Consider the following 12595-nt stretch of genomic DNA (forward strand, 5'->3'; position numbering starts at 1 on the left):
TGGGGCTCGCTACGCAGCCGCCCCATGGCACTTCTTGTACTTCTTCCCCGACCCGCAGGGGCAGAGCTCGTTGCGCCCCACCTTGCCCTCGGCCACCGCCTGCTTCTTGACAGGACCCCCGCTCCCGCCCTGAAGGCGCACCGAAGGCTGCGGAGCGTTCTGCCGCTCGACCATCTGGGCATGGAACAGATACCGAACCGAGTCCTCCTTCACCGACTCGATCATGTCGGAGAACATGTCGTAGGCCTCACGCTGATACTCGGTCAGCGGATCGCGCTGCCCCATCGCCCGCAGCCCCACGCCGGAGCGCAGGTAGTCCATGTCGGCGAGCTGCTCGCGCCACTTGGTGTCGACGATCGACAGCACCACGGTTCGCTCCAGTTGCCGCTGCAGGTCGGGCCCGAACTGCTCGGCGCGCCTCGTGTAGGCCTCCTGAGCATGCTCCACCGCCCGGTCCACCACTGCACCGGCTTCGCGGGCTCCGGCCATCAGAACGGCCGAGTCGGGAATGGTCGGCACCACCAGCACCAGCCGGCGATGAAGCTCATCGACATCCCACTCGGAGGGGGACACCTCGTCGCTGACCACCGACTCGACCGTGCCGGCGACCACGTCCTCGATCCACTCGCGAACCAGCTCCTCGGTGTTCTCACCGGTGAGCACACGCTGGCGCCAGGCGTAGACGACCTCGCGCTGGCGGTTCATCACCTCGTCGTACTTGAGTACGTTCTTGCGGATCTCGAAGTTCTGCGACTCCACCTGGCTCTGCGCCCGCTCGATCGCCTTGGTCACCATCCCGTGCTCGATCGGCACGTCCTCGGGAATGCGAAGCCGGCGCATGATCCCCTGCACCCGATCCGTGGCGAACCGTCGCATCAGGTCGTCCTCGAGGGACAGGTAGAATCGCGACTCCCCTGGGTCGCCCTGGCGGCCGGAACGGCCGCGCAGCTGGTTGTCGATTCGCCGGGAGTCGTGCCGTTCGGTGCCCAGCACGTACAGCCCGCCCAGTTGGCGCACCTTCTCTCGTTCGGCACGGGTCTCGGCCAACAAGGCATCGTGGGCCCCGGCGTGTGCCTTGTCGTACTCGGGGGTACCCGGCGCCATGCCCCGCTTGATCATCTCCAGCTTGGCCATCTCGTCGGGATTGCCTCCCAGCTGGATGTCGACGCCGCGTCCCGCCATGTTGGTGGCGACGGTGACCGCACCGATCCGGCCCGCCTGGGCGATGATCATGGCCTCCCGCTCATGCTGCTTGGCGTTGAGGACCTCGTGAGGGATCCCTCGCTTCTTGAGGGCGTTCGAGAGCCGTTCCGACTTCTCGATCGAGATGGTGCCCAACAGAACGGGCTGGCCGCGTTGGTGGCGATCGGTGATGTCCTCCACGAGCGCGTTGAACTTGGCGTCCTCGGTCATGTAGACCAGGTCCGGCTCATCGCGGCGGGCTACCGGAACGTTGGTCGGGACCTCCACGACGTCGAGCCCGTAGATCTCGTGGAACTCGCCAGCCTCGGTGAGGGCGGTCCCCGTCATTCCGGCGAGCTTCTCGTACAGGCGGAAGTAGTTCTGCAGGGTGATGGTGGCCAGGGTCTGGTTCTCCTCTTTGACCCTCACACCCTCCTTGGCCTCCAACGCCTGGTGCAGACCTTCCGAGTAGCGCCGGCCTTCGAGGATGCGTCCGGTGAACTCGTCGACGATCTTGATCTCGCCGTTGGACACGACGTAGTCCACGTCACGGTGATACAGCGACTTGGCGCGAAGACCGGCGTCGAGGTGGTGGATGAGGTCGACGTTGGAGTGGTCGTACAGATTCTCCACGTCGAGCATCTTCTCCACCTGGGAGACGCCCTCCTCGGTGGTGATCACCTGGCGCTTGGCTTCGTCCACCTGGTAGTGGACGTCCGGGATGAGGCGCTGCACGATCCGAGCGAAGTCGCGGTACCACTTGGCCGACTCGCTGACCCGGCCGCTGATGATCAAGGGAGTGCGCGCCTCGTCGATCAGGATCGAGTCCACCTCGTCGACCACGGCGTAGTTGTGCCCTCGTTGCACCATGTGCGCCGGGTCCATCGCCATGTTGTCCCGCAGGTAGTCGAACCCGAACTCGTTGTTCGTGCCGTAGGTGATGTCGGACAGGTACGCCGGGCGACGCTCGTGCGGCTGCATCGACGACTGGATCAGGCCCACCTCGAGGCCCAGGAACCTGTGCACCCCACCCATCCACTCGGCGTCGCGCCGCGCCAGGTAGTCGTTGACGGTGACCACGTGGACGCCTCTTCCTTCCAGAGCGTTGAGGTAGACGGGCATCGTGGAGACCAGGGTCTTGCCCTCACCGGTCTTCATCTCGGCGATGGCATGACGATGCAGGGCTGCGGCCCCCAGCACCTGCACGTCGAAGTGTCGCTGTCCGAGCACCCGGCGGGCGGCCTCCCTCACCACGGCGTAGGCCTCGGCCTCGATGTCGTCGAGAGGTGCACCGTCGGCCAGCCGGGCGCGGAACTCCGACGTCTTGGATCGGAGGTCCTGATCGGAGAGCGACTGGGTGGCAGGCTCGAGGGCATTGACCGCGGCGACCACTCGCTCCAGGCCCTTGTATTTCTTGCCTTCGCCCGCGCTGAGGAGTTTCTTCAGCAAGGCCATCGGGACCTCATGATATCCCCGTGGGGTTCCTGGGGAACCGGGTCGTCAGACGGCCGTCGCCCGGTGGCGCTCCACCACCTCGAGCAACGACCCGGGATCCACCCCGACGTCGGACGGCAGGAGGTGAGCCGCAACCTCGTCGGCTGCGAACTCGATGATGCGGTCACCTGGAGCGATCGACCCGTCACCCTCACGAACGACGATCCCGCGGCGGCCAGCCCCTTCCGTGGTCACCACGACCACCACCTCACCGCCTTCGAGTCGAAGAAGCGACCCCGGCGGGTGGGTGCCCATCATCCCGATGAACAGCCGGACCACGTCGGCATCGTGCACGGTGCCCGCCCCCTCCAGGAGGAGACGAAGCGCCTTGCTCGGGGTACGGGCCGGGCGGTAGGGACGATGGGCTGTGACCGCCTCGTAGGTGTCGGCCACGGCCACGATCCTGCTGTAGAGGTGGGGGCGCCTGCCCCTCAGGTCGGGGTACCCGCCGCCGTCGACACGCACGTGATGCTCCAACGCCACGGCAGCGGCGACCTCCTGCCCGGGTCCGGTTGCAGAGAGGATGGCGAGCGTTCCCTCCTGAGGATGGAGGCGGACCTGGGCCCACTCCTCGTTGCTCAACCGGCCCTTGTTGTGGAGAGCGGCCTCGTCGACGACCACCCGTCCGACGTCGTGGAGCATCGCAGACAGGCCGAGCATTCGCAGTCGATCACGATCCATCCCGATGAACCGGCCCAGGGAGAGGGCAAGCAGGCAGACGTTGATCGAGTGGTAGTAGGTGAGCTCATCGTGGTTGTGCACGGTCGCCATCAGCAGCGACGACCCCGGATCGGCAGCGGCTCCATCGAGGAAGGCGTCGACCACGTCGAGCACCTCGACCAGGTGAAGCGTGCGACTGCGCGACACGCCACGCAGGGCATCGAGCGACTCCGAGTAGGCCCGCCGCAGCGTGGACAGTGGCTGGACGTCCACCTCTGCCATCGATACGGAGCGCTCGTTCAGCAAGACGGTGCCGCCTGCAGGAAGGTCGTCGGACCAACCGGCGACCAGCGTTGCGAGATCGGCGAGGTCCGAAGCCGTTGCCTCTGGCCGAATCGTGATCGTCTCGATGCGCCGCTGTTTCATGGCCTGCAAGAGGCTGTCGAACTCCGTGGAGGTGTTGGCCAGGACGTCGCGCCCCAGATAGAAGGCATCGCCCACCACGGAGATGACCGCCTCCTCTCCGGAGGCGGTGAGCACCTCGGCGGCGTCGTGCAGGGCGCCGACCGCCCAGTCCAGCGCAGGGTCACCGACCGGGTTCTGAGTCATGCGTCGGCCGGTGTGGAACAGGGCACGGAAGAAGTCGCGCGCCAGCAGCTCACTCATCGCCGTCTCTCCAGGGCGAGTCGAGCATGGTCCCGGGCAACCTTCTCGGCGCCTACGGCGAAGCGCTTGCCTGCCATGCGGTGGAGTGCCTCGGTGGCGGCGGGAGTACTGCGTTCGGCGATCACCTTGACCAGTCGCCGGGCGTCGTCCGGGGTGGCACGCCCGGTGGCCAGATGGTCGGCCACCCTCAGCACCACCTCGTCCGTGGGGATCGAGCGCAGCAGCGAGAGGGCCCCGTTGCGCACCCGCTGGCTCGGGTCGGCCAGTGCCTTGGAGAGCATCGGGACCGCCTCCTCGCCCTCAAGGGTGGCCAGGGCGCGGATGACCTCCACTCGAACCCGATCATCCGGATGATCTAGCACCGCCATCAGAGCGGGCACCCCGCTCTCTCTACCGGTGTTTCCGACCGCGATGGCGACGTTGCGCACGATGAACCAGCGGTGATCGCGCAGCCAAGGCGTGATGTATCGCACGTCGCTGCGCCCCACCATCGTCAGGTACTCGACCAGGTGCCTGCGGTTGACCGGCGGCTCGTCGAGGGTCATGGCGTCGATCAGGTACTGGACCAGCGGCTCGCCCCACGCCGAGAGCAGCGCGGCGGCCTCGTCGGGTCGCTCCGACTTGGAGAGCAGGGTCACCAGCTCATCGAGGATGTCGCTTCGCGAGAGGTCCCGCAGGGCGTCGTTGACGTGGACGATGAACTCGGCGGGGAACACCGGGGCCTCGGTGACGGCGCGCATCCACACGCCGGCAACGGGGAAGTCGCCCTTGCGCACCGCGGCCACGACCTTGCTCGACCAGGCCCTCAAGAGTCGCCGGAAACGCTCCGGGCGCTCCTCGACGCGCAGCAGGTCGCGAAAGGCCAGGATGACTGCGCGCGGGTCGTCGTCGGGACCGGGAAACTCCTCGGCCACCCGCTCCATCAGCTCGGAGTCGCCCGAGGTGGCGTCGACCGAGTCGAAGACCGCCCGCAGGTGTTCGAAGCGCTCGGTGTGGAGATCCTCGACCTGTGAGGGCGCGGTCCTGGTGGCGCCGTGGCTGGTCATGGTCACAACTCGATCAGGTTCTCCCGGATGGCGTAGAGCACCGCCTCGTTCCGGGAGTGGAGCCCGAGCTTGTCGAGCACGTTGCGAACATGGTTCTTCACGGTGTTCTCACTGATGTACAGAACGTGTCCGATCTCCTTGGAGGTCATGCCGGCGGCGACATGGCGCAGCACCTCGATCTCGCGGCCGGTGAGCGCCGGCTGGCGGGAGACGGTGAAATCCTGGTGGCGAAGCAGCTGGCTGAGGACGTCGAGCAGCTTTCCGGTCATGCCGGACGAGATGGCCGCTCCTCCGGCAGCGACTTCGCGCAGCGAGGCGGCAAGGACACCGAAGGACGCGTCCTTGACCAGATACCCCCTGGCCCCGACCCGGATGCACTCCAGGAGGTCTTCTTCGGATTCGCTCCCGGTGAGCATCACGACCTTGCTCGACGGGCTGGCCGCTCGGATCTTCTCGACGACGTCGAGACCGGATAGCCCGGGCATCAGGATGTCGAGCACAACCAGATCGGGCTGCAGCCGCTCGGCGAGGGTGACGGCACCCTCCGCATCGGATGCCTCGCCGACCACCTCGAAGCCCTCTCGCGACAGGGCGGCGGCGAGGCCGGTGCGAAAGAGTTCGACGTCGTCTACGACCAGAACGCTGTTGCTCACTGTGGCTCTATCAGCCCCAGGCTCCCGCCGCGACGACGGTACAGAACCCCGTACCGATCGTTCTCCGCGTTGAGAAACAGATAGAAGCTGTGTCCAAGCAGTTCCATCTGAAGGGCTGCCTCCTGTGGGGTCATCGGTTTCACGGCGAACCGCTTCACCCGCTCGATGGCGAGACCGCGGTCCTCTTCTTCTTCGACCCCCGGAGTCGCCTCATTGAGCCGTTTCTCCGACCCGCGGCGATGCCGGGAGATGATCCTCTCCTTGTGGCGCCTGAGCCGCCTCTCGAACTTGTCGACGGCCACATCCAACGCCGTTCGCTCGTCACCCCCCGCCGACTCGACCCTCACCAGCTGTCCGGCGACGAGCGCGGTGAGCTCGACCCGAAACCTCTCCTCGGAGAGCCGGGGGTTGTGCTCCTCCGAGAACTCGACGTCCACCGACTCGGCCCCGTCGAAGACCCTGGCGGCGCGCCCGATCTTCTCGATGGCCAGATCCCGGACCTCGTCGCCGAGGCTCATGTGGCTGGAGTGGACGCGAATCTCCACGAATGGCTCCTTCGTTGCTCGATGGCGGCTCCCGAACCGGGAGGCTCGTGACGAGGCGGCTCCCGCCGGTGTGGCCCCATGGCCGAACCGGAGACGGCCGCCGGCCCGCAGCTGCGGTCCATACCCTGATGTTATCCCCGACCTGCGTCGTCGGAGGAGGGCCTCACAGCCGATGTGAGCGTCACCGCGACCGAGGCGCCGGTCGCCGCGGCGGCAGCCAGCAGCGTGTTGCCGGTGGTGACCACGTCATCGACCAGCACCACCCCGGGAGGCACCGGCCCCTGGAGCCGGAACCGCGCCTGCCCGCGCCGGGCGCCGGCACCCCCGGCGCGCCGCCGCACCCATGCCGGCGGACTCAGTGCCATCGACACCGGGATGCCACTGACCCTCGACGCCGCCCGTGCCAGCTCAAGGGCCGGATCGACGCCGTAACGCCATCGGCGCAGCATCACCCGGGGCACCGGCATCAGGGCCTGCGCTCCCGCCGGCAGGCGGTCGGCAAGCACCCTGCCGATCCCGGGTGGCACCACCCCGGAGTACTTGAGGAGGTGCACGATTCGACGGGCCGCCCCCTCGTGGCGGAACACGGAACGCACCAGCAGGCCATCGATCCAACACTCCGCTGCCGGGGCCAGGGTGGAGTGGCAGGACGGGCACAGGCACCCGTCACCGGGAAGGCGACACACGAGACAGGCCACTCGGGAAACCTATGCAGTGCCGCCCCGACATGGTACCCCCGTCATGACCACTTGGCGCATCGGACAAACACGGAGCGTTGTCGTATGATGCGACCCTTCGAGGGAGTGGCATCCATGCCGGCCGACGTCAGCGTCGTCAGAGAGGCCCAGCGCCAGCGGCGCCTCCGCCGCATTGCCTGGGTCCTGGCCCCGCTGGTCGCATGGCTCTGGATGCGTGCGCTCTCCGGCAACCCGGTTTCGCCGGGCTGGCCCGCCTTCGGCCCCGAGGCCGTGATCTGGCTGCCGGCCCTGTTGATCATCCTGCTCCTCGGGGTGATGATCCTCGCCCCGATGCTCGGATCCGGCAGGAGCCCGGAGGTCGTGTTCCTCCCCGAGCAGATAGAGGTCGGCTTCGCCGACGTCAAGGGCATGGGACCGGTGCTCGAAGAAGTCGAGCACACCCTCGAGGTCTTCCTCAACCACCGGCACTTCCGCGACCACATGGGCGGCGAGCCGCGGCGCGGAATCCTCTTCGAAGGCCCGCCCGGCACCGGCAAGACCCTCACCGCCAAGGCCCTGGCACACGAAGCCGGCGTCCCGTTCCTCTTCGTCTCGTCGACCGCCTTCCAGAGCATGTGGTACGGGGCGACCGCACGCAAGATTCGCTCCTACTTCCGCCGGCTGCGCAAGGTCGCCCGACAGGAGGGTGGCGCCATCGGGTTCATCGAGGAACTGGACGCAATCGGAGGCCGTCGCGGTGGCATGGACCAGGCGACTGCCACCGACCCGGGAGTCAGCCGTTCGATGATGTCGGAAGGCACCGGGGGGGTGGTCAACGAGCTACTCGTTCAGATGCAGAGCTTTGACGAGCCACCGCGTCTGATGAAGTGGAGCAACGGTCTGAGGCGACTGGCCAATCGGCTCCTGCCCCCCCACCGACAACTGAAGACCAGCCGCCCTCCGTTCTCCAACGTCCTGCTGATCGGTGCCACCAACCGGGCCGACACCCTCGATCCGGCTCTGCTGCGGCCGGGACGATTCGATCGGGTACTTCACTTCGGCATCCCGGATCGCCGTGGCCGCCGCCAGTTGATCGACCACTTCCTCAACCGCAAGGCCCATGACGAGACCCTGGACGACCTGGCTCGTGACGACCTGGCGGCCAGCACCATCGGATACTCACCGGCTTCGCTGGAGAGGCTCTTCGACGAGGGGTTGTTGTTCGCCCTGCGAGATGGCCGCGACCGGCTCGCCGTGGGCGACCTGCGCCGCGCCCGCCTCGACGTCGAGGTGGGCCTCGCCGAGCCCACCGAGTACACGCCAGAGGAGCGCCACGCCATAGCAATACACGAGTCGGGCCATGCCGCAGTGGCCCACCTGGTGGGACGGGGTCGCAAGATGGATCTGCTCTCGATCGTCAAGCGACGAGACGCCCTGGGAATGCTCGCCCACTCGGACACCGAGGAGAGATACACCCGTCGTCGCAGCGAGGCGTTGGCGCTCATCCAAATCGCACTTGGGGGGATGGTCGCCGAGGAGATCACCTTCGGGGAGTCGGGCAGCGGCCCCTCCGGCGACCTGGCTTCGGCCACCAAGATCGCCGCCGAGATGGTCGGGGCCATGGGCCTGGGCGGGTCCCTGGTCTCGCTGCGGGCCGCCGAGGCGGGGCCGTTCGCCGGCGATCTGGTCGCCCGCGTGCTCGCCGACGAGCGAGGACGAGCCGCCATGGAGCGTCTCCTCGACGACCAGAAGCAACTGGTGACCACCCTGCTTCGCGAGAACCGTCACCTCATCGAAGCTCTCGCCGCCGCCCTCCTGGAACGCGACGAGCTGGTGACCCGCGAGATCGACGAGGTGATCGCCGCCGCGGTCGTCGCAAGACCCGTCCTCATCGACGTCACCGAGTGACGGTCAGGTCCCCTGCTCCCAGGACGCCAGGTAGGACCGCTGCTCCTCGGTCAGATGCTCCAGCCCGCCCCCCAGACGCTCCAGTGCGATGGCCGCCACCTCGGCGTCGAGGTGGGCAGGAAGACGGTGAACCCTGGGCTCGAGTGAGTCCCTGTGGGTGATGAGCCATTCGGCTGCGAGCGCCTGGTTGGCGAACGACATGTCCATGACCTCGGCGGGATGCCCCTCTGCGGCACCGAGGTTGACCAGGCGTCCATCGGCCACCACATGCAGCCGCCTCCCGTCCTCCAGGAGCCACTCGTCCAACTCGTGGCGGAGCCGCCGGCGCCCGCGAGAACGGGCGGCCAGGGCAGCCAGATCGATCTCGACATCGAAGTGGCCGGCATTGGCCATGATCGCCCCATCCTTCATGTGATCGAAGTGCTCGCCACGCAACACGTGGATGTTCCCGGTGACCGTGATGAACAGGTCCCCGATCGCGGCCGCCTCGGTGGCGTCGGTGACGCGATGGCCCTCCATCGCCGCAGCCAGCGCTCGAACCGGGTCGACCTCGACGACCACCACGTGGGACCCCATCCCCGCGGCTCGCGCCGCCACGCCTGCGCCACAGTCGCCGTAACCGATCACCACCACCGTCTTTCCTGCCAGCAGCAGGTTGGTGGCCCGGATCACGCCGTCCAGCGCCGACTGCCCGGTGCCATGGCGGTTGTCGAACAGATGCTTGGTGGCCGAGTCGTTCACCGCCACCACCGGAAAGCGCAGGACACCCTCGGCTTCCATCGCACGAAGGCGGATCACCCCGGTAGTGGTCTCCTCGGTGGAACCGATCGGCGTCTGCGCCGGCCGCTCCTTGAGTAGCGTCGTGACCAGGTCTGCACCGTCGTCCATGGTCACGTCGGGGGCACCATCGAGCACCGTCCGGATGTGGTCGTAGTAGCGCCCCGAGTCCTCACCCCGGACTGCGTACACGGAGATCCCTTCGGCCACGAGCGCTGCGGCCACGTCGTCCTGTGTCGACAATGGGTTGGATGCGCACAAGGCGACCCGGGCGCCACCGGCGCGCAGTGTCAGCATCAGGTTGGCGGTCTCGGCGGTCACGTGGAGGCAGGCCCCCACGGCGAATCCGTCGAGTGGGCGCTCCCTCTCGAAACGGGAGCGGATCGCCTGGAGTACGGGCATGCGGGTCGATGCCCACTCCACACGCAGCGCCCCCGCATCGGCCAGGGATGGGTCGGCGATGTCGTGCTTCACGGTGCCTCCTCTGCAAGCATCTTCTTCAGCCGCTGAATCACGGCCACCGGCACCGGATCCACCCCGGCCCGCTCGGCGATCACCACCGAGACCAGGTCACCCACCAGCACCAGCGAGAACAGCCTGGTCAGTACGCCACCTCCGACAGCGGTTACCTCCCCGGCGATGTGGACACCTTCCATGAGCCGGCGGGTGAGGTGCAGGCGCTGTGCCATGCGAGGGCTGTCATGGGGGTCGTGGAGGAACACCACCCCCACCGCTTCGCCGGCCAGGTCGGGGAACGCGGTCCACCCGACGAGCTCGTTGTGGTTCAGTTCCGGCAGCACCGAGAACCATGCCGGAGCCTTCCCGTTCTCGTTGATCTGTGTCTTCCACCTCCCGGCTGCTGCGGAGGCGACCCCGGTGGCGCCGTAGATGATGGCGGCACGGCCCGCGAGCTCTCCGGCGATGGTTTCTGCATGCTCGACGACTCCGCCTTCGAGCATGCCGTCCAGGGCTGTGGCCGCCTCGAGCAACCCCGAAGCCGTGGGACCGGCCACCCCCGAAGCCTCCAGGATCTGCAGCACGGCGCCCGAGAGGTAGCCGGCTGCGGCACGCGGCTGCGGCCCCGGGGGGACCTCCAGGTGTGGCAGTCCGTGCTCCTCGGCCAGGGCGCGCAATGTCCCGCCGGTCGAAGTCGTGACCACCGGAAGGCCGGCCGCCAGTGCCGCCTCCACCCCGGTGAGGGTCTCCTCGGTGTCGCCGCTGTGCGAGACCGCCACCACCAGGGGACGAATCGCCGTGGCCCAGCCCGGCAGGCCGTAGGACTTGTGGACCGCCACCCGCCTTCCCTGAGAAGAAGCGAACACCTCGGCCACGTCACCTGCGAAGCCGGAACCACCCATCCCGATGATCAAGGCCTCCGAGGCGCGGGGTACCGACGGTGGCGTGATGCTCGCAGCCCATCGCAGCTGCTCGGGAAGGTCGGCGATCAGTGCTCTCATCTCATCCATCGGCTTCTCCCTCCGCGAGGCTCCGTCCCTCTTCCGGGAGCATGATCGGCACTCCCCCTTCCACCCGATAGGCGAGTCGGCATCCGGCGCACACGAGTTCCGAGTTGTCGAGGCCCATGGCGCCGTGACACGCCGGGCAGACCAGGATCTCCAGGAGACGATCGGGGATCGCCTGGCCGCTCATGCGAGAACGGCCCGCACCCGGTCGACGAGGCCGGCCACGGCCTCGGGATCGGGCGCCTCCACGTTGAGCCTCAGTACGGGCTCGGTGTTGGACGGCCTGAGGTTGAACCACCGATCGCCCAGGTCGACGGTCAAACCGTCGAGGCGATCGTGATTCCCCGGAAACGCCTTGGCTGCCGCCTCGAGCGCTGCCGACTGATCATCCACCTCGAGGTTGAGCTCGCCGGATTGCGCGTAGGGCTCGTACTCCTTCCGGATCTCCGACAGTGGCCTGCCATCCTCCGACAGCAGGCGCATCAGCACCAGCATGGCCAACACCCCGCTGTCGGCCCGGTGGTGATCGCGGAAGTAGTAGTGGCCGGAGTGCTCGCCTCCGAACTCGGCGTCGGTCTCGGCCATCACCGTCTTGATGAAGGAGTGCCCCACCCGGGTTCGGATCGGAACGCCTCCCTCGGCCAACACCCTCTCCGGAACCGCCCGGCTGCAGATCAGGTTGTGGACCACCCGGGCGCCGGGACGCCGGCGCAGGAACCAACTGGCGATCATGGCGGTGATGGTGCTTCCCGAGAGGGGCTGCACGGCGTCGTCGATGAAGAACGCCCGGTCGGCGTCGCCATCGAACGCCACCCCGAGTGCAGGACGACTCTCGGTCATCAGGCGCTCCAGGTCTCGGAGGTTCTCCGGGCGCAACGGATCCGGGTGATGGTTGGGGAAACTGCCGTCGGGGTCCAGGTACAACCCCGATAGCTCGGCCGGGATCGAGTCGAAGATGCGCGGGATCACGACACCGGCGACGCCGTTGCCCCCATCGACGGCCACGGTCATCGGGCCGATGCTCTCGGCTTCGACCACCCTCAGGACGTGATCCACGTAATCGCCTACCACGTCGCGCCGGGTGAGGGCACCAACTCCATCGGTGACGACCTGCCCGCTCTCGGCGAGTTGGCGCACCTCCGCCAACCCGGTCTCGGCACCCACTGGAGCGGCACCGGGCAGGCACAGCTTGATGCCGTTCCATCCCTTGGGATTGTGCGATGCGGTGATCATCGCCGCAGGCTCCGAGAAGATGGCGGCAGCGTGGTAGGTCATGTCGGTGGCCACCATCCCCAACAAGTCGACGTCGGCTCCAGTGCCGGCAGCACCGGCAGCAAAGGCGTCGGCAAGGGCCGGCGATGAATGCCGGGCGTCGTGCCCCACCGCCAGGCGCCCGGCGCCGGTCCAGGTGGCGAAGGCGGCACCGATGCGTAGCGCCACCGTTTCATCCAGCTGAGACGGAACCAGGCCGCGCACGTCGTAGGCCTTGAATATGGCGGCGAGATCCATGAGGGAACCATTCTA

Annotated in this window: 11 protein-coding genes; 1 reads left to right on the forward strand and 10 read right to left on the reverse strand. The window is 67.6% G+C overall.

The window, feature by feature from the left end:
• Nucleotides 1-9: 9 nt before the first annotated feature.
• The 6 genes from secA to QY307_03375 all read right to left on the reverse strand — a co-directional run bounded on the left by secA (nt 10) and on the right by QY307_03375 (nt 6944).
• Nucleotides 10-2637 (reverse strand): preprotein translocase subunit SecA, encoded by a 2628-nt coding sequence (secA, locus tag QY307_03350; protein ID WKZ83287.1) that lies wholly within the window; start codon nt 2635-2637, stop codon nt 10-12.
• Nucleotides 2638-2682: 45 nt separating this feature from the next.
• Nucleotides 2683-4002: an HD domain-containing protein gene (locus QY307_03355; GenBank protein WKZ83288.1), complete on the reverse strand. Its 1320-nt coding sequence runs from the start codon at nt 4000-4002 to the stop codon at nt 2683-2685.
• Nucleotides 3999-5048: a HEAT repeat domain-containing protein gene (locus tag QY307_03360; GenBank protein WKZ83289.1), complete on the reverse strand. Its 1050-nt coding sequence runs from the start codon at nt 5046-5048 to the stop codon at nt 3999-4001. The genes QY307_03355 and QY307_03360 overlap by 4 nt, the downstream gene beginning before the upstream one ends.
• A gap of 2 nt (nt 5049-5050) precedes the next feature.
• Nucleotides 5051-5701: a response regulator transcription factor gene (locus QY307_03365; GenBank protein ID WKZ83290.1), complete on the reverse strand. Its 651-nt coding sequence runs from the start codon at nt 5699-5701 to the stop codon at nt 5051-5053.
• Entirely contained in the window at nt 5698-6246 is a 549-nt protein-coding gene (gene raiA / locus QY307_03370) for a ribosome-associated translation inhibitor RaiA (GenBank protein WKZ83291.1), read from the reverse strand. Before raiA ends, QY307_03365 begins: the two co-directional genes overlap by 4 nt.
• Before the next feature lie 131 nt (nt 6247-6377).
• Complete coding sequence (locus tag QY307_03375; GenBank protein WKZ83292.1) at nt 6378-6944, reverse strand: hypothetical protein; 567 nt, start codon at nt 6942-6944, stop codon at nt 6378-6380.
• Between the two features lie 114 nt (nt 6945-7058).
• On the opposite strand from QY307_03375, the gene QY307_03380 reads away from it, so the two are divergent.
• Nucleotides 7059-8831, forward strand: coding sequence for an AAA family ATPase (locus tag QY307_03380; GenBank protein ID WKZ83293.1), 1773 nt, complete (start codon nt 7059-7061; stop codon nt 8829-8831).
• Nucleotides 8832-8834: 3 nt separating this feature from the next.
• On the opposite strand, the gene ahcY is transcribed toward QY307_03380, so the two are convergent.
• From ahcY to manB, 4 genes are read right to left on the reverse strand one after another with little or no spacing between them, the layout of a single operon-like run.
• Nucleotides 8835-10082 (reverse strand): adenosylhomocysteinase, encoded by a 1248-nt coding sequence (ahcY, locus tag QY307_03385; protein WKZ83294.1) that lies wholly within the window; start codon nt 10080-10082, stop codon nt 8835-8837.
• Nucleotides 10079-11074, reverse strand: coding sequence for a bifunctional phosphoglucose/phosphomannose isomerase (locus QY307_03390; protein ID WKZ83295.1), 996 nt, complete (start codon nt 11072-11074; stop codon nt 10079-10081). The genes ahcY and QY307_03390 overlap by 4 nt, the downstream gene beginning before the upstream one ends.
• Nucleotides 11067-11243, reverse strand: coding sequence for a Trm112 family protein (locus tag QY307_03395; protein WKZ83753.1), 177 nt, complete (start codon nt 11241-11243; stop codon nt 11067-11069). The genes QY307_03390 and QY307_03395 overlap by 8 nt, the downstream gene beginning before the upstream one ends.
• A gap of 11 nt (nt 11244-11254) precedes the next feature.
• On the reverse strand, nt 11255-12580 hold the full coding sequence (gene manB, locus QY307_03400; protein ID WKZ83296.1) for a phosphomannomutase/phosphoglucomutase: 1326 nt from the start codon (nt 12578-12580) through the stop codon (nt 11255-11257).
• Nucleotides 12581-12595 lie beyond the last annotated feature (15 nt).

The organism is Acidimicrobiia bacterium, assembly GCA_030584185.1.
Lineage (GTDB): Bacteria > Actinomycetota > Acidimicrobiia > Spongiisociales > UBA11373.